The organism is Streptomyces broussonetiae (assembly GCF_009796285.1).
Taxonomy (GTDB): Bacteria; Actinomycetota; Actinomycetes; order Streptomycetales; family Streptomycetaceae; genus Streptomyces; species Streptomyces broussonetiae.
In genome coordinates, this window is sequence record NZ_CP047020.1 from 6,762,691 (window position 1) to 6,783,087 (window position 20,397).

Annotated in this window: 15 protein-coding genes; 9 read left to right on the top strand and 6 right to left on the bottom strand. The window is 68.6% G+C overall.

The genetic code is table 11. The annotated features are described in order from the left end of the window. Nucleotides 1-7: 7 nt before the first annotated feature. From GQF42_RS31280 to eccCa, 3 genes are all read right to left on the bottom strand, one after another. Complete coding sequence (locus GQF42_RS31280; RefSeq protein ID WP_158925444.1) at nucleotides 8-2,287, bottom strand: hypothetical protein; 2,280 nt, start codon at nucleotides 2,285-2,287, stop codon at nucleotides 8-10. 28 nt (nucleotides 2,288-2,315) lie between these two features. Next, the gene (locus tag GQF42_RS31285; RefSeq protein ID WP_158925446.1) at nucleotides 2,316-2,831 is read right to left on the bottom strand and encodes a hypothetical protein; all 516 of its coding nucleotides are present in this window, start codon (nucleotides 2,829-2,831) and stop codon (nucleotides 2,316-2,318) included. Nucleotides 2,832-3,099: 268 nt separating this feature from the next. After that, nucleotides 3,100-7,065, bottom strand: a complete 3,966-nt coding sequence (eccCa, locus tag GQF42_RS31290) for a type VII secretion protein EccCa (protein WP_158925448.1) — start codon at nucleotides 7,063-7,065, stop codon at nucleotides 3,100-3,102. A 337-nt stretch (nucleotides 7,066-7,402) separates the two neighbouring features. Here eccCa and eccD point away from each other — a divergent pair, with 337 nt between their 5' ends. After that, complete coding sequence (gene eccD, locus GQF42_RS31295) at nucleotides 7,403-8,908, top strand: type VII secretion integral membrane protein EccD (protein ID WP_158930793.1); 1,506 nt, start codon at nucleotides 7,403-7,405, stop codon at nucleotides 8,906-8,908. 96 nt (nucleotides 8,909-9,004) lie between these two features. Here eccD and GQF42_RS31300 read toward each other — a convergent pair whose 3' ends face one another. Further along, the gene (locus tag GQF42_RS31300) at nucleotides 9,005-9,298 is read right to left on the bottom strand and encodes a DUF397 domain-containing protein (RefSeq protein WP_158925450.1); all 294 of its coding nucleotides are present in this window, start codon (nucleotides 9,296-9,298) and stop codon (nucleotides 9,005-9,007) included. Between the two features lie 269 nt (nucleotides 9,299-9,567). Here GQF42_RS31300 and rpsO point away from each other — a divergent pair, with 269 nt between their 5' ends. From rpsO to GQF42_RS31325, 5 genes are all read left to right on the top strand, one after another. Continuing rightward, nucleotides 9,568-9,855 (top strand): 30S ribosomal protein S15, encoded by a 288-nt coding sequence (gene rpsO, locus GQF42_RS31305; protein WP_030177470.1) that lies wholly within the window; start codon nucleotides 9,568-9,570, stop codon nucleotides 9,853-9,855. A gap of 318 nt (nucleotides 9,856-10,173) precedes the next feature. After that, entirely contained in the window at nucleotides 10,174-12,393 is a 2,220-nt protein-coding gene (locus GQF42_RS31310; RefSeq protein WP_158925452.1) for a polyribonucleotide nucleotidyltransferase, read from the top strand. Next, the gene (locus GQF42_RS31315) at nucleotides 12,390-13,769 is read left to right on the top strand and encodes a M16 family metallopeptidase (RefSeq protein WP_158925454.1); all 1,380 of its coding nucleotides are present in this window, start codon (nucleotides 12,390-12,392) and stop codon (nucleotides 13,767-13,769) included. Before GQF42_RS31310 ends, GQF42_RS31315 begins: the two co-directional genes overlap by 4 nt. Before the next feature lie 38 nt (nucleotides 13,770-13,807). Further along, the gene (dapB, locus tag GQF42_RS31320) at nucleotides 13,808-14,560 is read left to right on the top strand and encodes a 4-hydroxy-tetrahydrodipicolinate reductase (RefSeq protein WP_158925456.1); all 753 of its coding nucleotides are present in this window, start codon (nucleotides 13,808-13,810) and stop codon (nucleotides 14,558-14,560) included. A gap of 14 nt (nucleotides 14,561-14,574) precedes the next feature. Continuing rightward, the gene (locus tag GQF42_RS31325; protein ID WP_158925458.1) at nucleotides 14,575-15,027 is read left to right on the top strand and encodes a tetratricopeptide repeat protein; all 453 of its coding nucleotides are present in this window, start codon (nucleotides 14,575-14,577) and stop codon (nucleotides 15,025-15,027) included. A gap of 94 nt (nucleotides 15,028-15,121) precedes the next feature. Here the strand turns inward: GQF42_RS31325 and GQF42_RS31330 are convergent, their stop codons facing one another. Both GQF42_RS31330 and GQF42_RS31335 read right to left on the bottom strand, forming a co-directional pair. Continuing rightward, the gene (locus GQF42_RS31330; protein WP_158925460.1) at nucleotides 15,122-15,682 is read right to left on the bottom strand and encodes a hypothetical protein; all 561 of its coding nucleotides are present in this window, start codon (nucleotides 15,680-15,682) and stop codon (nucleotides 15,122-15,124) included. A 90-nt stretch (nucleotides 15,683-15,772) separates the two neighbouring features. Continuing rightward, nucleotides 15,773-16,009: a hypothetical protein gene (locus GQF42_RS31335; protein ID WP_158925462.1), complete on the bottom strand. Its 237-nt coding sequence runs from the start codon at nucleotides 16,007-16,009 to the stop codon at nucleotides 15,773-15,775. A 158-nt stretch (nucleotides 16,010-16,167) separates the two neighbouring features. Here GQF42_RS31335 and thyX point away from each other — a divergent pair, with 158 nt between their 5' ends. The 3 genes from thyX (at nucleotide 16,168) to GQF42_RS31350 (ending at nucleotide 19,912) form a co-directional block, all read left to right on the top strand. Then, entirely contained in the window at nucleotides 16,168-16,911 is a 744-nt protein-coding gene (gene thyX, locus GQF42_RS31340) for an FAD-dependent thymidylate synthase (protein WP_158925464.1), read from the top strand. Between the two features lie 240 nt (nucleotides 16,912-17,151). After that, on the top strand, nucleotides 17,152-18,051 hold the full coding sequence (gene dapA, locus GQF42_RS31345) for a 4-hydroxy-tetrahydrodipicolinate synthase (protein WP_158925466.1): 900 nt from the start codon (nucleotides 17,152-17,154) through the stop codon (nucleotides 18,049-18,051). Between the two features lie 175 nt (nucleotides 18,052-18,226). After that, complete coding sequence (locus GQF42_RS31350; RefSeq protein ID WP_158925468.1) at nucleotides 18,227-19,912, top strand: ribonuclease J; 1,686 nt, start codon at nucleotides 18,227-18,229, stop codon at nucleotides 19,910-19,912. The last annotated feature ends 485 nt before the right edge of the window (nucleotides 19,913-20,397 follow it).

Sequence of the window (20,397 nt, forward strand, 5' to 3'; positions counted from 1 at the left end):
TTCCTCGCTAGGAGATTTCCGTCTGGAGGTCGTCGGCCATGCGTCGCCCGTCCGTGGAAGCGTCGTTGAAGCCGTCCTGGGTGCCGTAACGCGCCCATTCGCCCACCTGGTCGGCATAGGGTGAGCGGTGCGCCCTGGCCGCCTCGGTGGCGGCCTTCTGCGCCAAAGCGATGTTGCGGTCACGGCTGTCCTCCCAGAGCTGCGCGGAGGTGAGGCCCTTGTCCTCCAGGTTGCTGCCCTCGACGCCGTTGAACAGCTCACCAAGAACGACGCCGCTGACGGTGCCGGCGATACCGCCGACCACGGCTCCCCCGGCAGGGGACGCGATGAAGCTGGTCCCCACTCCGATGCCGGTGCCGATGACGCCGTTTGCCACGTTCTGCCACTGCGAGACAGCGTGGTTGTAGTCCTCGTCCGCTTCCTTTGCAGGACCCAGTACGGCCTCCTGACGGCCGATGGACAGGCAGCCTCCGACTTCCGCGGAGCGCCGGGAGATTTCCTTGACGGTGTTCTCCATGTCCTGCCCGTAGCGCTGGTCCGCGGGCAGGTCCGGATTCATGTGGTAATCCATGAGGTTCGCCATGTAGTTCTTCTGGCCGACCTCCACGGCGGAGTAGCCCTCAGGGTTCTGCCCGACGGCGATCAGGAAGCGGGACACGTCGGCGTGATTCATGTGCGCCGAGGAACCGCTGATGGGGAAGAGCCTCTCGATCTGCTGCCAGTCCTTGGAGTTCTCGTCCGGCTTCACATCGGTCGTCGCCCGGTTGATGTCCGGAAGGTACTCCGACGCCATCTGGCCGATGCTGTCGGACATGTAGCCGTTCTTGGTCAGGCGGTCGGGGTCGTCGCTGATGGACGCGACGACGCTCGCCATGAGCTTGGCCTGCTGATCGTTGTGTGCCGGGGTGTCCGTCGTCGGCAGCTCTCCCGCGGGGTGCCCGGTCGCGGCTGCCTCGAGGGCCATGGCCAGGTTGTTCTGCCCTGGGTGGATGTCGTCGCCTTTGAGGTCGGTCTCCTTTGGCCACTCCCGGTCCTCGAAGAGGTACTTGAAGTTGGAGACGGCCTCCTTGTGGTCTCCGTCCTTGGGCAGGTACTCCTCGTTGAAGAAGTCCGTGGCCGCGTCCGGGCTGCTGGACAGCGCCTTCAGGTATCCGGTCAACGGGTCGTCGCCGCTGTCGTCGCCCATGCGGTTGAGCCACGGGTCCACGCCCATGTGCTGCCAGGCGAGGTTGGCGTGCTCGCCGTTGCCGCTGAGCTTGCGCTCGGTGGACATCAGAGCGGTGCCGTAACTCTTGAGGAACTGGTCGTCGTAGTCGCCCGCCCGCATGAGGTTGCTCATGACCTGGAAGCCCATAGGGCCCATCTGCCCGCCGATCGGCTGGTCGCCGAGGGCGATCATCCGGCCCTTCCACTCGGCCATGCCGACCGAGTCGCTCTGCGAAGCGGTCGCGAGTGTCAGGCTCAGGCTGCGCTGGAGTTCGCCGTACTTGTCGACCCGCTCATGCCCCAACTCGGCTGCCTTGTGCGGATCATTGATGCCGGCCCAGAACTCGAGAGTCTTGTCGGGACCGAGATCGGTCGCGAAACGCTCCGCGAACAGCGGGTCGCCTGCGTGCTCCTTCAGCCCGGCGCTGAGCTGGTCGAACTCCTCAGGTGTCAGATCCTCCGGGTCCTTCTTGGCGAGGGAGGCCAGCTTGTCCGCCGCCTTGACGGCGTCGTACGCCGCGTCGCGGTCCTTGTAGCTCGCGTCGGTGAAGCCGTAGTCGGTCTGGTCGACGAGGGCGGTGAGGACCGTCTTCGCCGAGTTGTCGCTCTCGGTGGCCTTGCTGAGGATCTTCTCGACCTCCTCGCGCAGGGAGGTGACGTCGTGCTCGTCGTGTTCCGGCGGCGTGTAGCCGGACGCGGCACGATCGGGGTGGACGTTCATGGTCACGGTGAAGGTGCCCTTGCCCGTGTCCATCACCGTCAGGTTCTTCTTCAACCCACGTTCGATCGCCCCGTTGAGCTGCTTCTGGTAGCCCTTCAGCTCTCCGGCGGTGTCGCTCAGGATGTTGTGGATCGTCTCGGCCTGGGTGTGGGCGTCCTGGAACTCCCCGGCCGTCTTGCCGATGAACTCCTTGGTCACCTGACTGTTCATGCCTGCCCAGTTGGCCTTGTTCGCGGCTTGGTGCAGGCCCTTTTCGGCGTCCTCCACCAGGTCTTTCAGGTTCCGGACGATATGTCCCCAGTCCTCGACGGCGTCGTCGAGCAGCTTGAAATTGGCGAAGCGCAGAGCGTCGAGATCCATGAGTGGGCGTCCCCGTTGTGCGTGGTGATCAGTTCTTCTTCGAGCCCGGTGAGGCGTAGACCGGGTTGTGGTCTCCCGGTTTTCCGACACGCTCGTCGAAGCCGGCGTCGAGGGTGTCGATGCTGCTCATCTGCCGCTGGATGTACGCGTCGTCACCCGCGTGGATCTTCTTGGTGGCCTGCATGTGGTTGGAGATCTGAGCGCACGCGTCCATGAGTGAGTTGAGTTGCGTGTCCCATTGGTTTGACACGTGCTGGAGCCCCGGGCCGAGAGCGAAGCCCTGCGTTGTCAGGTCGTCGGCGGCCGAGTCCACATTGGTGTTGGACAGTCGGGCTTTGTCCCACAGGTGGTTGTAGAGGGTGTGGGCCGCACTGCCGATCTTCGCCAGGTCGTGCTGGCTGACCTTGAGGTCACCGGTGCGGCTGGGCAGCGTGGGTGAGCCTCCTCCGGGACCGTCCGGCAGGTGGTTGAGCTGCATATGCGTCCCGCCCTGCGGACGTGACTGCGCGTCCGCCTTGAGCTGCTCCCATTCGTCCCACGCCATGGTGATCACCCCCGTGCAATGTCCGCTCGGTCATCGCCTTCCATGTGGATGGTCTAGCACTTCCAAGCGGAATGTCTGGTGTTCCTAATGATCCTCTAGCGCAGGTAAAAATAGCAGCACGGGTGCATGAGCACAGCAGCAATCCCGATTGCGCACAAGGCCTCCACCTCCCCCCTGCACACAACGGCAGGATGCCGCGGACCGGCATGGTCCGCGGCATCCTGGTGGGGGAGGAGCCGTTACGGGAACGGGGAACGGCTTTGGGGAGTCAGGACTCTACGAGTCCGATCTGCACCATCGGCTTCCCCCTCTTCCGTGACACGAAGGTGCCCCGTCCCGCCGGCATCGGCCGCGGGCGGACGCCGCCCAGCAGGTCGCCCTCGGCCGGGTCGCCCGCGAGGACCACGCCTTGGGCGCCGAGTTCCTTGATGCGCTGCATGAAGGACTCGTAACCGGCGCGGCCGGCGCCGGCCGTGGACCGGGCGATGATGAAGCGGACGCCGACGTCGCGGGCGAACGGGAGCATGTCCGTCAGGCCCGCCAGCGGGTTGCCGCTCGAAGTGGACACCAGGTCGTAGTCGTCGATGACGACGTACACCGTCGGGCCCCGCCACCAACTGCGGTTGCGCAACTGCTCCGGGGTCACGTCGGCCGTGGGCGTGCGGCGCTGCATCAGGTCGGCCAGCGCGTCCATGTGGTGCTGCATCTGGTTCGACATGGGGATGTACTCGGCCAGGTGCGAGTCCGGGGTCACCCCGAGCAGCGAGCGGCGGTTGTCGACGACGAAGAGCTTGCAGGCGTGACCGTCGTACCGCTCGGTGAGACGCTTGATCAGCAACTTCAGCAGGTTCGACTTGCCGGACTCGCTCTCGCCGAAGACCAGGAAGAACGGGTCCTGCTCGAAGTCCACGAACACCGGCTCGAGGTTGTCCTCGTCCAGGGCGAAGGAGACGCCGCGGTTCGGGAACCGGTCGCCCGGCGGAAGCTGGGCCGCGGCGAACTCGCGGGGCAGCAGGCGCACCTGGGGCGCGCCGGGCTCCTGCCAGTGGCGGGTGACCTCGGCCGCGAGGGCGGTCGTCGCCTCGGCGAGATCGGTGTCGGAGGACAGGCCGTCGATACGCGGAACCGCCGCCATGAAGTGCTGCTTCTGCGGGGTCTGACCGCGGCCCGGCACCCCGGTGGGCACGTTGGCCGCGACCTTGCGGTCGACCTCCGAGTCCATGGGATCACCCAGCCGCAGTTCGAGGCGGTTCATCAGGTGGTCCTTGAGGTTCGCCCGGACCTCCATCGAGCGCGACGCGGTCAGGACGAGGTGGATGCCGTAGCCCAGACCGCGCGCGGCGATGTCCAGGACCATCGGCTCCAGGGCCTCGTAGTCCGTCTTGAAGTTGCCCCAGCCGTCGATGACCAGGAAGACGTCACCCCAGGGCTGGTCGGTCACCGAGATGTCGCCGCGCGCGCGACGCGAGCGGAACTCGGCGATGGAGGAGATACCCGTGGCGCGGAAGTACTCCTCGCGGCGGGTCATCACGCCGTACACCTCGGCCGCCGTGCGCCTGACCTTCTCGGGGTCCAGACGTGAGGCGACCCCACCGACGTGCGGCAGGCCGGCCACCGCGGACATACCGCCGCCACCGAAGTCCAGGCCGTAGAACTGCACTTCCGACGGAGTGTGCGTGAGCGCGAACGAGGCGATGATCGAACGCAGCAGCGTCGACTTGCCGGACTGCGGGCCGCCGATGATCTGCATGTGGCCGGCCGCGCCGCCGAAGTCGATCCACAGTGGGTCGCGGCGCTGCTCGTACGGCTTGTCGATGAGGCCGGCCGGGATGACGAGCCGGCCCGCTCCCTCGTAGCCGGGCTGTGTCATGCCTCGGCCGGGTACCGGCGCGAGCCCCGGCAGCAACGCGTCGAGCGACGGCGGGCTGTCCAGCGGGGGCAGCCACACCTGGTGAGCGGCCGGGCCCTGGGCCTCCAGGCGCCGCACGACCACATCGAGCACGGTGTCGGCGAGCGCGTCGTCCTGCCGTTCCTCGGCCACCGCCTGGCGTTGCTGCGGGACCGGCACGTACTGCACCGGCACCTCGGCCGCCGTGAACAGGACCGGCCGACGGTCGACGGGCAGGCGGCCGCCGAGCGCGGCGGCCGCCTGTGAACCGGAGCGGTACACCCCGGAGACGTACGCCGCCTTGAAGCGGACCATCTCGTCCGTGCCGAACTTCAGGAAGCCGGACCCGGGGACGTTGGGGAGTTCGTAGGCGTCCGGGACACCGAGGGCGGCCCGGGATTCGGCCGCGGAGAACGTACGCAGACCGATGCGGTACGACAGATACGTCTCCAGGCCGCGCAGGCGGCCCTCCTCCAGACGCTGCGAGGCCAGCAGCAGGTGCACGCCCAGCGAACGGCCGATACGGCCGATCTGCACGAACATCTCGATGAAGTCCGGTTTCGCGGTCAGCAGTTCGCTGAACTCGTCGATCACCAGGACGAGGGACGGGATCGGCTGGAGCGGGGCGCCCGCCGCACGCGCCTTCTCGTAGTCGTGGATGTTGGCGTAGTTGCCCGCGTCGCGCAGCATCTCCTGGCGGCGGTTGAGTTCACCGCGGATCGAGTCGCCCATGCGGTCGACCAGAGTCAGGTCGTCCGCGAGGTTGGTGATCACAGCGGCCACGTGCGGCAGTTGGGCCATGCCCGCGAAGGTGGCGCCGCCCTTGAAGTCGGCGAGGACGAAGTTCAGGGTCTCCGAGGAGTGGGTCACAGCGAGGCCGAGCACCAGCGTGCGCAGCAGCTCCGACTTGCCGGAACCGGTCGCGCCGACGCACAGGCCGTGCGGGCCCATGCCCTCCTGGGCCGCCTCCTTGAGGTCGAGCATCACCGGTCGGCCGTCCTCGCCGAGACCGATCGGCACGCGCAGTCGTTCCGACTGCGAGCGCGGCCGCCATGTCCGCTTGGGGTCGACCGAGGCTGCGTCGCCCAGGTTGAGCAGATCCGTGAACTCCAGATTGGCGAGCAGCGGTTCGTCGTCGTCCCCGCCCGACGCCATACGCAGCGGCGCGAGCTGACGCGCGAGCGCTTCCGCGGCCTCGTACGACAGGACGTCGGGCGTTCCCTCGTACACCATGCCGTGTGCCGACTCCAGGCGCAGTTCCTTCGGCCGTACGACGACGGACAGGTCGCCGCGGCCCATGGTCAGGTCGCCGGGCACGACCTCCAGCACGGTCACGCCCTGCAGGCCCTCGGGGTTGGCCAGCAGTGACGTGGGCGGCAGGGAGATGCCGTCGAGCACGACCACCAGATGCGGCTGCTCGGGAACCGGTGCCCCCGCGGGGTGGAAGCGCGGGCGGCCCTCGAGCCGGGAGGCGAGCCGGTCCTCCAGCTCCACCGGGTCCGTGGTGATCAGACGGACGCTGCCGGCGCCGTCGGCGAGACCCGGGGCCTGCACGTGCGGGAGCCACTTCGCCCACTCCCACTCGGGTACCGACCCGCGTCCGGTGACGATGGCGATGACCAGGTCTTCGGGGGAGTGCAGGGAAGCGAGGGAACCGGCGACGGCCCGGGCGGTGCCGCGCACGGTGCCCGGCTCGCCGCTGATCGTCACGTGGTAAAAGGCCCGCAGCGAGACCGCCATCGGCAGGGCGTCGATGGTGCCGTGCGTGGCGAGGAAGCGCTGCATGGCGCCCGCGGTCAGCGGCTCCAGCTCGTCGACCGGGGCGGTCTGCGGCGGGACCAGGGGAGTGGCCAGGGCCTGCGGGCCGAGGCCCACGCGCACCTGCCCGAAGTCCTCGTCGCCGGAACGCCGCTCCCACACCCGGCTTCCCTCGGCGACCAGGGCCCATAGTTGCTCCGGCGAAGGGTTCAGATAGAACTGGGCGTCACGCTGGGCCTTTGCGGCGTCCACGGCGCCGCGCCGGGTCTGCGACAGGTAGCGGAGGTAGTCACGGCGCATGTCGGCCATCTGGCCCTGGTTGCCACGGCGGTAGCGGACGAGCATCGAGATGCCCATGGCGATCGTCGACGCCACCATCACCATGCCCATGATCTTCATGAAGGGCTGGGCCTGCGGGTTGAAGAAGAACACCACGGATCCGCCCATGCCCAGCATGGGCAGGAGCTGCATCCAAGCGCCTTCCTGCTGGCCACGCGGCAGTTCCGGCGGTGCTTGCAGTACGACCTCGTCCGTGGGCACTTCCTTCGGCAGTGCCCGCGGTGGGCGCTTGACGACGATGTGGCTCACTACGCACCAATTCCCTTGCCGGACCGAGATGTTTCGTCCGCCGCCCCGTGTCAGGCGAACGTCGATCGCGAAGCGCGATCCTACTGACAACCACGGACAACGGTGGGCGGTAGGGTGCCGGTGAGACGCGTGAGCAGTTGCGAATCGTTCCGGGAAAACCCGGGCATTCCGCGGCGGTTCGAAAGTAGCGCCTCCCCGTGAACCCCGGCTGCGACCGCTCGGTCGGCCGGTGGAGCGTGTGGCGGCGCGCAACCTACACAGGATCTTTACGGACGGAAGTGTGCGCGGCGGCACCGCAGGCCGCCCCACCACCGACGAGGGGGAACAGCAGGTGAGCATGACGGCCTCCGCGCCTGCCGGCGCGACCGGTGGCTCGGGCGGAGCCCCTTCCGGGGCAGGCATGGGATTCGGTTTCTGCCGGGTCACCATCGTGGCGCCCGACAGCCGTATCGACGTGGCGCTGCCCGACGACGTCCCGGTCGCCGATCTGTATCCGGAGATCCTGCGCCTGTCCCAGCAGAGTCCCGCAGAGGGCGCGCCAGTCGGCTACCACCTTGTACGGCGCGACGGCACCGTCCTCGACGGCGCCCGGTCCTTCACGGCCCAGCGCATCCTCGACGGCGAGCTGCTCACCCTGCGCCCGTTCTCCGAGTCGCTGCCGCCGGCCGTCCTCGATGACGTCTCGGAGGCGGTGGCCTCCGCGGTCACCCGCGACCGCACCCTGTGGAGCGGCGACCTCACCCGGGCCGCCGGCCTAGTCGCGGGCGGCATCCTGCCCGCGCTGCTCGCGTTCGTGGCGTGGAGCTCCCAGGTCCGCCACGACATGCACAGCCTCCAGGGCATCGTCGCGGGTGTCACCGGCATCCTGCTGGTCACCATTGCCTGCGTACGCGCGCGTGTGTACGACGACCGGGGTTCCGCGGTCGCGCTGGGACTCGGCGCCCTGCCGAACGTCGCCGTAGCCGGTTCGGGGCTGCTGCCGCTCTCCTCGGGCGAGGGCGTCGGGCGGCTCCAATTCCTGCTCGCCTGCACGGCGGTCCTCGTCGCGGCTCTCGCGCTCACCCTGGTGTCGCCGGGCGGTGACGGACCCTTCGTGGCGTTTCTCTTCGCTTCGACCATCGGCCTGGTCACCACCTTCATCGCGACTCTCACCGACCTGAAGCCCATCGAGACGGCCGCCGTCTGCGCTCCGTTGTCCGTCGTGGCGCTGGCCTTCCTGCCCGGCCTGTCGATGCGCTTCGCACGGCTGCCCATCGGATTCGAACCACCGAACCCGTCCCGTGGCGGCTACGACAGCGGTGAGCCCGCGCCGCAGGAGCCGGTGGACATCGAGCGCGTCGCCGCCCAGGCCCGGCGCGGTCACGAACTGCTCGTCGGTCTCGTCGGGGGCTGTGCCCTCGTCGCCGTGGGCGCGTCGATCGTTCTCGGCTTCTCCAGCAACATCTGGGCCCAGCTCCTCGCCCTCGCGACCGGCATGGCGATGCTGATGCGGGCGCACCTGTTCCGCTACACGGCGCAGGTCGGCGCCGCCCTCGCCGCGGGCCTGGCAGCGATCGTCTTCCTCGGGCTCGGGCTCGCCCTGAACCCGCCCAAGGGATATCTGATCGACGCCCTCCAGGGCGACACCACCTCCCTGGACATCCGCAGCATCTGGCTCGCCGCGGCGGTCGGTGCGGCAACCGCCCTGGTCACCGCGATCGGTCTGATCACCCCGAGGCGCGGTCTCACCCCCTTCTGGGGACGCTTCCTGGAGATCGCCGAGAGCTTCGTCCTGCTCACGCTGATCCCGCTGGCCCTGGCCGTGTTCGACGTGTACGCCCGGGCGCGCGCGATGACCAGCTAGAGACCGGCACCACGGAAGGTCCGGCCGGGTGCAGGCACACGAAAAAGGGCGGCACGCGTGCGTGCCGCCCTTTCCCGCGTTCCGCTCACGGCCGGCTCACCGAGCCCCCAGCCCCCCGTCCCCCTCAGCCGGCTCCAGGTCGAACTCCCCGTCCCGCGCCCCCAGCACGAACGCCCGCCACTCCGCCTCGGTGTAGCGCAGCACGGTGCCGGGATCGAGGGAGGAACGCATCGCCACCGCCCCCTCGGGCAGGTAGGCGATCTCGACCCGCTCCTCGTGCTCCTCGGTGCCCGGAGCGCAGTGCCACTCGATGCCCGAGATGTCGAGCGCGTACAGCTCGTCCCGCTCCCGCTCCTTGCGCGCCTTGATCTCCGCTTCCGTCTCCGCCATCGTGCAGCGACCCCTTCCCGGCGTACGGTCTGTCTCCCGGCGCTCACCCTAGTGGCCCCCGGCGTCCCGCCTCGGCGGTTCGCGGACCGGGGGAAAGGTGCCCGCCACCTCCTGGTACCCTGGCTGACGGCCGTTTGTGTACGCGCCTTCGGAGCCGTTGCGCTCTGGTGGCCGCGCCCAGCGGATCCCCGCCTCCCGAGTAACGGAAGCTTCCCCGAGACGTAGACCGGGGGCACTCGGTGGCATTCAACAGACTATGAGGAGTACGCGTGTCGCTCGACGCCGCTACGAAGAAGCAGATCATCGGCGAGTTCGGTACCAAGGAGGGTGACACCGGCTCCCCCGAGGTCCAGGTCGCTCTGCTCTCCCGTCGGATCTCCGACCTGACCGAGCACCTCAAGACCCACAAGCACGACCACCACTCCCGTCGTGGCCTGCTGATCCTCGTCGGTCAGCGCCGTCGCCTTCTCCAGTACCTGGCGAAGAAGGACATCCAGCGCTTCCGTGCGCTGGTCGACCGCCTCGGCATCCGCCGTGGTGCGGCGGGCGCGAAGTAAGACGCCGTGAAGGGAGCGGTTCCCGAAGGACTCGGGGACCGCTCCCTTTGCCGTACGCGGGGAAACGTGCGGAGTGTCACACACGCTTTGTAGTGTGGTAGCACAACGCTCTACGCACGACACGGAACGCACGACGAAAGAACGAGGAGAAGCGCACCTCGCCGCCGCCGGTCCTCGGTAGTGGCCCCCGGGGGAAGTGAGCCCCGGGTGCTTCGATCGAAGACCGGCCCGCACCAGACGGCGCGCTTCTCCGCCACCGTCCCCCTGCCACACGGGCAGCCAAGGGACGAAAGACGATACGTAACGGAGAAAACGCTAGTGGAGAACGAGACCCACTACGCCGAGGCCGTCATCGACAACGGCGCCTTCGGCACCCGCACCATCCGCTTCGAGACGGGCCGCCTGGCCAAGCAGGCCGCCGGCTCTGCCGTGGCGTACCTGGACGACGACACCATGGTGCTGTCGGCCACCACCGCCTCCAAGAACCCCAAGGACCAGCTCGACTTCTTCCCGCTGACGGTGGACGTCGAGGAGCGGATGTACGCCGCCGGCAAGATCCCCGGCAGCTTCTTCCGCCGTGAGGGCCGTCCCTCCGAGGACGCCATCCTCACCTGCCGCCTCATCGACCGCCCGCTGCGCCCGTCCTTCAAGAAGGGCCTGCGCAACGAGATCCAGGTCGTCGCCACGATCATGGCGCTCAACCCCGACCACCTGTACGACGTCGTGGCGATCAACGCCGCGTCCGCGTCCACGCAGCTGGCCGGCCTGCCCTTCTCCGGCCCGATCGGCGGCGTCCGCGTCGCGCTGATCCGCGGTCAGTGGGTCGCCTTCCCGACCCACACCGAGCTGGAGGACGCCGTCTTCGACATGGTCGTCGCCGGCCGTGTCCTGGAGGACGGCGACGTCGCGATCATGATGGTCGAGGCCGAGGCCACCGAGGGCACCATCAAGCTCGTCGAGGGCGGCGCCGAGGCGCCGACCGAGGAGGTCGTCGCCGCGGGTCTGGACGCCGCGAAGCCCTTCATCAAGGTGCTGTGCCGCGCCCAGGCCGACCTCGCCGCCAAGGCCGCGAAGCCGACCGGCGAGTTCCCGATCTTCCTGGACTACCAGGACGACGTGTTCGAGGCGCTGACGGCCGCCGTCCGCCCCGAGCTGGCCCAGGCGCTCACCATCGCCGGCAAGCAGGAGCGCGAGGCCGAGCTGGACCGCGTCAAGGGTCTGGCCGCCGAGAAGCTCCTGCCGGAGTTCGAGGGGCGCGAGAAGGAGATCTCCGCCGCGTACCGCTCGCTCACCAAGCAGCTGGTCCGCGAGCGCGTGATCAAGGAGAAGAAGCGCATCGACGGCCGTGGGGTGACGGACATCCGTACCCTCGCCGCCGAGGTCGAGGCCATCCCGCGGGTGCACGGCTCCGCGCTGTTCGAGCGTGGCGAGACCCAGATCCTGGGCGTCACCACCCTCAACATGCTCCGCATGGAGCAGCAGCTGGACACCCTTTCGCCGGTGACCCGCAAGCGCTACATGCACAACTACAACTTCCCGCCGTACTCCACCGGTGAGACCGGCCGCGTCGGCTCCCCCAAGCGCCGCGAGATCGGTCACGGCGCCCTCGCCGAGCGCGCGCTCGTGCCGGTGCTGCCGGCGCGCGAGGAGTTCCCGTACGCGATCCGTCAGGTGTCCGAGGCCCTCGGCTCCAACGGTTCGACGTCCATGGGCTCGGTCTGCGCCTCCACCATGTCGCTGCTGAACGCCGGTGTGCCGCTCAAGGCCCCGGTCGCCGGTATCGCCATGGGTCTGATCTCCCAGGAGATCGACGGCGAGACGCACTACGTCACCCTCACCGACATCCTCGGTGCCGAGGACGCCTTCGGTGACATGGACTTCAAGGTCGCCGGCACGAAGGACTTCGTGACCGCCCTCCAGCTCGACACCAAGCTGGACGGCATCCCGGCCTCCGTCCTGGCCGCGGCCCTCAAGCAGGCCCGCGACGCCCGCCTGCACATCCTCGACGTGATGATGGAGGCCATCGACCGGCCCGACGAGATGAGCCCGCACGCGCCGCGGATCATCACCGTCAAGATCCCGGTCGACAAGATCGGCGAGGTCATCGGCCCCAAGGGCAAGATGATCAACCAGATCCAGGAGGACACGGGCGCCGAGATCACCATCGAGGACGACGGCACGATCTACATCGGTGCCGCCGACGGTCCCTCGGCGGAGGCCGCCCGCGCCACGATCAACGGCATCGCCAACCCGACGATGCCCGAGGTCGGCGAGCGCTACCTGGGCACGGTCGTCAAGACGACCACCTTCGGTGCGTTCGTCTCCCTGCTGCCCGGCAAGGACGGTCTGCTGCACATCTCGCAGATCCGCAAGCTGGCCGGCGGCAAGCGCGTGGAGAACGTCGAGGACGTCCTCGGTGTGGGCCAGAAGGTCCAGGTCGAGATCGCCGAGATCGACTCCCGCGGCAAGCTCTCCCTCGTTCCGGTGATCGAGGGCGAGGAAGGCAACGAGTCGGAGAAGGACGACGCCGAGCAGTGACGTCCCGTAGCTCCAAGGTGACGGCCCGCCCCTCTTCGGAGGCGCGGGCCGTCGCCCGTACCCAAACCCTCATCAAGGGCCAGAACGGCATCGGCACGGTCCGCAAGACCACCCTCCCGGGCGGCCTGCGCATCGTCACCGAGACCCTGCCCTCGGTCCGCTCCGCGACCTTCGGTATCTGGGCGCACGTCGGCTCCCGCGACGAGACCCCGGCCCTGAACGGCGCCACGCACTACCTGGAGCACCTGCTCTTCAAGGGCACCGGGCAGCGCAGCGCGCTCGACATCTCCGCCGCCCTCGACGCCGTCGGCGGCGAGATGAACGCGTTCACGGCGAAGGAGTACACGTGCTACTACGCGCGCGTGCTCGACACCGACCTGCCGCTCGCCATCGACGTCGTCTGCGACATGCTGACCGGCTCGCTCATCCTCGAGGAGGACGTCGACGTCGAGCGCGGCGCGATCCTCGAAGAGATCGCGATGACCGAGGACGATCCGGGCGACTGCGTGCACGACCTGTTCGCGCACACCATGTTCGGTGACAACGCCCTCGGCCGCCCGGTCCTCGGCACGGTCGACACGGTCAACGCCCTGTCCGCCGACCGCATCCGCCGCTTCTACAAGAAGCACTACGACCCGACCCACCTCGTGGTCGCCTGCGCCGGCAACATCGACCACAACAAGGTCGTACGACAGGTCCGCGCGGCCTTCGAGAAGGCGGGCGCCTTCAAGAACGCCGACGCACAGCCGATCGCGCCGCGCGACGGCAGCCGCAGGATCCGCACCTCCGGCAAGGTCGAGCTGCTCGGCCGCAAGACCGAGCAGGCGCATGTCGTCCTCGGCATGCCGGGCCTCGCCCGCACCGACGACCGCCGCTGGGCCATGGGCGTGCTCAACACCGCCCTCGGCGGCGGCATGTCCTCCCGCCTGTTCCAGGAGGTCAGGGAGAAGCGCGGCCTCGCCTACAGCGTGTACTCGTACACCTCGGGCTTCGCCGACTGCGGCCTCTTCGGTGTCTACGCCGGCTGCCGGCCGAGCCAGGTGCACGACGTGCTGAGGATCTGCCGCGACGAACTCGACCACGTCGCCGCCAACGGCCTCACCGACGACGAGATCGCCCGCGCCGTCGGCCAGCTCCGCGGTTCCACCGTCCTCGGCCTCGAGGACACCGGTGCGCTGATGAACCGTATCGGCAAGAGCGAGCTGTGCTGGGGCGAGCAGATGTCCGTCGACGACATGCTGGACCGGATAGCGGCGGTCACCCCGGACGAGGTCCGCTCGGTCGCCCGCGACATCCTGGGACAGCGCCCGTCGCTGTCGGTCATCGGCCCGCTCAAGGACAAGCAGGCCGCACGGCTGCACGACGCCGTCGCCTGAACACTCCCGGTCACTTCGACAAGGAAGCAAGACAAGAGATGAGCAAGCTGCGCGTGGCGGTCCTCGGTGCCAAGGGCCGGATCGGCTCCGAGGCGGTCAAGGCGGTCGAGGCCGCCGAGGACATGGAGCTGGTCGCCGCCCTCGGCCGGGGCGACAAGCTGGAGACCCTGGCGGAGACCGGCGCCCAGGTCGCCGTGGAGCTGACCACCCCCGACTCCGTCATGGAGAACCTCGACTACTGCGTGCGCCACGGCATCCACGCGGTCGTCGGTACGACGGGCTGGACCGAGGAGCGCCTCGCGCAGCTGACGGGCTGGCTCGCCGCCTCCCCGCGGACCGGTGTGCTCATCGCGCCGAACTTCTCCATCGGCGCCGTCCTGACCATGAAGTTCGCGCAGATCGCCGCGCCGTACTTCGAGTCGGTCGAGGTCGTCGAGCTGCACCACCCGAAGAAGGTCGACGCCCCGAGCGGTACGGCCACCCGTACCGCCCAGCTCATCGCCGAGGCCCGCCGCGCCGCCGGTACGGCCCCGGCGCCGGACGCCACCGAGACGGCCCTGGACGGCGCGCGGGGCGCCAGCGTCGACGGGATCCCGGTGCACGCCGTCCGCCTGCGCGGCCTGCTGGCCCACCAGGAGGTGCTCCTCGGCGGCGAGGGCGAGACCCTCACCATCCGTCACGACTCCCTGCACCACAGCAGCTTCATGCCGGGCATCCTGCTCGGCGCCCGCCGCGTGGTGACCACTCCGGGCCTGACCTTCGGCCTGGAACACTTCCTCGACCTGAGCTGAGACAAGTCCCTGCGATGCGCGCGAAGATCACTTACCTCGTCACGGCCGCCGTCCTGGTCTTCTATTTCGTCCTGGTCGGCAGCCGCGGCATCATGCTCATCCAGTCCGGCACGCTCCTCACCGTCACCTTCGGAGTGGCGGTGCTGATCCTGCCGGTCATCGGCCTGTGGTTCCTGTGGAAGAACACCCAGTTCGTCCGCAGGGCCAACCAGCTCGCCGCACAGCTCGACGCCGAGGGCGCACTGCCCGTGGACGAACTGCGGCGCACCCCGAGCGGCCGCATCGACCGCGACTCCGCCGACGAGGTCTTCGCCAAGCGCAAGGCCGAGACCGAGGCTTCCCCCGACGACTGGCGCTGCTGGTTCCGGCTCGCCGTCGCCTACCACGACGCCCGCGACACCCCGCGTGCCCGCAAGGCGATGCAGCGGGCCATCGCCCTGCACGAGGGCAGACCGGTCCGGAGCTGAGCCGAACGGCACCGAACCGCACGAACGCCAGGCACAGCGAAGGGGCCGGTCCCGCAGCCCAGCGGGACCGGCCCCTTCGGCGTGCCGACGGCGGTCAGTCGCGCCCGCTGCCGTACTCCGCGGCCCACGCCTCCACGGCGTCCGCGGCCCGGTCGAAGGCGGCCGGGCGGCGCAGGAAGTCCAGCGTGTGCGAGGTCAGCAGCGGCGGTGTGTCCTCGGCCCGCCGGTCCTCGCGCACGAGGGCCAGCGCCTGGCCCTGCACCGTCCGGGGCAGCCCCAGCCAGCGCACCGGCTGCTGCAGCGTCCGCACCGAGACCACCCGCGCCCACGGCGTCGTACGCGTCGCGAAGAAGCCGGTGCGACGCAGCCCGCGCCCGCTCACCCACACGCCCATGCGCAGCATCCGCAGCGCCGCCGCGATGATCACGAGCGCCGCGCCGAGGACCACTGCTGCCGAGGGCACCGAGCCGGTCAGCGCGGTGGCGACCGCGGCGAACAGCACGAAGGAGGCGAGCAGGAGCATCAGCGCGGCCACGCCCACCCGCCAGGGCCCGGGACGGTAGGGCCGCCGCCAGCGCTCACGGTCGTCGTACGGCAGCGCGGTGTCGAACGCTGCCTCGAAGGTGCGGTCGGCCGTCAGGAAGGGCAGGGGCACGGCTGGTCCTCACTCAATCCTTGCGTGGGCTGTGCCCGGTGAGGCTATCCGCCTGTCTTGGCGCTCACCACCCGGGGAGGGCCGGAAGGGTCAGCGCCCCTGGGAGGCCTGCGGCTGCTCCACCGGCTTACCGGACGGAGTGGACAGCGCCGGCGTGCCGAGGACCAGCGAGCCGGCGAGCCCGGCGACGATCGTGAGCCCCAGCAGCCAGCGCCCGGCTATCTGCCCGATCGACGACCGCTGGCGCGGCGGGGGCGCGACATTGCTGCGGAACCTGTCCGCCTCGGCCAGGAAGGCGAAGGGCACGGGCTCGCGCCGACGGAACATGGCAGGTACCTCTCCTCATGAGAACGAATTTTCGGGTCTCACCGATACAGACGCTCTAGTGACACAAAAGGTGCCCATGTCCGAAAAAATCCTCGACAAGGTCACTGTGCGGGACTGTCACAGGTGCCCCGTACAGTGGGCGCGAACCTGAAGAAGTGATGGGAAGGACCCCCGTGACCACCCCCGAGTCGCTCACTCTGCGCAGTGACATCACCGTCGAGCTGGTGAAGTCCAGCGCGTCGGATGCCGACGTCCTCTTCGCCGCCCGCGTCTCCACGCTCGGCGAGCAGTCCCTGGACGAGCTGAAGAAGGACCCCGAGCGCTCCAAGGGCCTGATCAACTACCTGATGCGCGACCGGCACGGCAGCCCGTTCGAGCACAACTCGATGACCTTCTTCATCAGCGCCCCGATCTTCGTGTTCCGCGAGTTCATGCGGCACCGCGTCGGCTGGTCGTACAACGAGGAGTCCGGCCGTTACCGGGAGCTGCAGCCCGTCTTCTACGTCCCCGGCACCGACCGCAAGCTCGTCCAGCAGGGCCGCCCCGGCAAGTACGTCTTCGTCGAGGGCACCCCGGCCCAGTACGAGACGGTGAGCGACACCCTCACCGAGTCCTACGAGCAGGCCTACGCGGCCTACCAGAAGCTCCTGGCCGAGGGCGTCGCCCGCGAGGTCGCCCGCTCGGTCCTGCCCGTCGGCCTCTTCTCCTCGATGTACGCCACCTGCAACGCGCGCTCCCTGATGCACTTCCTCGGCCTGCGCACCCAGCACGAGCTGGCCAAGGTGCCGTCCTTCCCGCAGCGGGAGATCGAGATGGTCGGCGAGAAGATGGAGGCGGAGTGGGCCAAGCTCATGCCGCTGACGTACGACGCCTTCAACGCCAATGGACGGGTGGCCCCCTGACAAGCGGGTGGCCCCGAAGCAAGGTGTGCGAAGCCCTGTTCCCCCAACCCGGAACGGATGTACGGATCAGCCTGGCGAAGTGTCCGTATTGCGGCATTTAGAGAAGTTCATCTAGCCTGATCAAACGGACCCGGCACTGCTTGAACCCCCGAGCAGGCAGTGCCGGGCTCCTTATTTGTCCTGACTTTCCCCGCCCCCCGAGGGCAGACCACGCACGGAGCACCGAGTAGCGTGTTACCCATGGCTCCGACCTCGACTCCGCAGACCCCCTTCGGGCGGGTCCTTACCGCCATGGTCACGCCCTTCACGGCGGACGGCGCACTCGACCTCGACGGCGCGCAGCGACTCGCCGCGCATCTGGTGGACGCAGGCAACGACGGCCTGATCGTCAACGGCACCACCGGCGAGTCCCCCACCACCACCGACGCGGAGAAAGTGGACCTGGTACGAGCCGTACTGGAGGCGGTCGGCGACCGCGCCCACGTCGTGGCCGGAGTCGGCACCAACGACACCCACCACAGCCTCGAGCTGGCCCGCGAGGCGGAGCGCGTCGGCGCCCACGGCCTCCTGGTGGTCACGCCGTACTACAACAAGCCCCCGCAGGAAGGCCTGTACCGCCACTTCACGGCCGTCGCGGACGCCACCGGCCTGCCGGTCATGCTCTACGACATCCCCGGCCGCAGCGGCGTCCCGATCAACACCGAGACGCTCGTCCGGCTCGCCGAGCACCCCCGGATCGTCGCCAACAAGGACGCCAAGGGCGACCTCGGCCGCGCCGGCTGGGCCATCGCCCAGTCCGGTCTCGCCTGGTACTCCGGCGACGACATGCTGAACCTCCCGCTGCTCTCCGTGGGCGCGGTCGGATTCGTCTCCGTCGTCGGCCACCTCGTCACCCCCGACCTGCGCGCCCTCGTCGACGCGTACACCTCGGGCGACGTCGTCAAGGCCACGGAGATCCATCAGAAGCTGCTCCCGGTCTACACCGGCATGTTCCGCACCCAGGGCGTCATGACCACCAAGGCCGCGCTCGCCCTCCAGGGCCTGCCCGCCGGACCGCTGCGCCCGCCCATGGTCGAGTGCTCGCCCGAGGAGATCGCCCAGCTCAAGATCGATCTTGCTGCCGGCGGGGTACAGCTCTGACAACAGACTTGGCACCACCCAGCTCCCCGGGGCTCCACAGACTTCACAACTGAAGAGACAACCGCATAGCGGGCCACCGGTGCCCGCACATCCACAACGACAACTGCTTATGCACGAACGTCATGCGCGCCACGTGCCTCACCGGGTACGTGGCGTGCGTGGTGAGGAGAGTCTTTTGAGCCATCCGCATCCTGAACTCGGCCCGCCTCCGCCGCTCACCGAGGGCGGCCTGCGGGTCACCCCGCTCGGCGGTCTCGGCGAGATCGGCCGGAACATGACGGTCTTCGAGTACGACGGCCGCTTGCTGATCGTCGACTGCGGAGTGCTTTTCCCCGAGGAGGAGCAGCCCGGAATCGACCTGATCCTGCCGGACTTCTCGTCCATCCGGGACCGTCTCGACGACATCGAGGGCATCGTCCTCACCCACGGTCACGAGGACCACATCGGTGGTGTCCCGTTCCTGCTCCGCGAGAAGCCGGACATCCCGCTGATCGGCTCCAAGCTGACCCTCGCCCTGATCGAGGCCAAGCTCCAGGAGCACCGGATCCGTCCGTACACCCTTGAGGTGGCGGAAGGGAACCGCGAGCGCATCGGCCCCTTCGACTGCGAGTTCATCGCCGTCAACCACTCCATCCCGGACGCCCTGGCGGTCGCCATCCGCACCCCCGCCGGGATGGTGGTGCACACCGGCGACTTCAAGATGGACCAGCTCCCGCTGGACAACCGCCTCACCGACCTGCACGCCTTCGCGCGGCTGAGCGAGGAGGGCATCGACCTCCTGCTCACCGACTCCACGAACGCCGAGGTCCCGGGCTTCACCCCGCACGAGCGCGACATCTCCAACGTCCTGCGGCAGGTCTTCGCCGGCGCCCGCAAGCGGATCATCGTGGCGAGCTTCGCCAGCCATGTCCACCGCATCCAGCAGATTCTGGACGCTGCCCACGAGTACGGCCGCCGGGTCGCCTTCGTCGGCCGCTCCATGGTTCGCAACATGGGCATCGCCCGCGACCTCGGCTACCTGAAGGTCCCGCCGGGCCTGGTGGTCGACGTCAAGACGCTGGACGACCTTCCCGACGACAAGGTGGTTCTGGTCTGTACGGGCTCCCAGGGCGAGCCGATGGCGGCCCTGTCGAGGATGGCCAACCGCGACCACCAGATCCGGATCGTCGAGGGCGACACGGTGATCCTGGCGTCCTCCCTCATCCCCGGCAACGAGAACGCGGTCTACCGGGTGATCAACGGCCTGACCCGCTGGGGCGCCAACGTCGTCCACAAGGGCAACGCCAAGGTGCACGTCTCCGGCCACGCCTCGGCCGGCGAGCTGCTGTACTTCTACAACATCTGCCGCCCGAAGAACCTGATGCCGGTGCACGGGGAATGGCGTCACCTGCGGGCGAACGCGGAGCTGGGTGCTCTGACGGGTGTCCCGCACGACCGCATCGTCATCGCCGAGGACGGCGTGGTGGTCGACCTGGTCGAGGGCAAGGCCAAGATCTCCGGCAAGGTCCAGGCGGGTTACGTCTACGTCGACGGTCTCTCGGTCGGCGATGTCGGCGAGCCGGCCCTCAAGGACCGCAAGATCCTCGGCGACGAGGGCATCATCTCGGTCTTCGTGGTCGTGGACGCCTCCACCGGCAAGATCACGGGCGGTCCGCACGTCCAGGCCCGCGGCTCGGGCATCGAGGACTCGGCCTTCACCGACGTCCTCCCGAAGATCACCGAGGTGCTGGAGAAGTCCGCCCAGGACGGTGTCGTGGAGCCTCACCAGCTCCAGCAACTCATTCGGCGCACCCTGGGCAAGTGGGTCTCGGACACCTATCGCCGCAGGCCAATGATCCTCCCTGTGGTCGTGGAGGTCTGACGCCTCGTCGGAGCTTGACCCAAGCGGGGCGCCTCGATTTGCATCGAGGCGCCCCGCTCCAGTACGTTTACGGCTCCGCCCAACCGGGAACCCCAGCACTTCACGTGCTGGACACACGTGACCGGAGCGGGTGGGAAAACCGACTCAGAACTTCTGATAAAGTCGGAACCGCCGGAAAGGAACCGCGAAATAACGCGGGAACCTGGAAAGCACCGAGGAAATCGGATCGAGAAAAGATCTGATAGAGTCGGAAACACCGAAGGGAAGCCCGGAGGAAAGCCCGAGAGGGTGAGTACAAAGGAAGCGACCGTTCCTTGAGAACTCAACAGCGTGCCAAAAGTCAACGCCAGATATGTTGATACCCCGTCCGTCGGAACATTCCGATGGTCGAGGTTCCTTTGAAAAAACACAGCGAGGACGCTGTGAACCATCGGATTATTCCTCCGGTGGTTCCGCTCTCGTGGTGTTGCACCGGCTGAATTAAT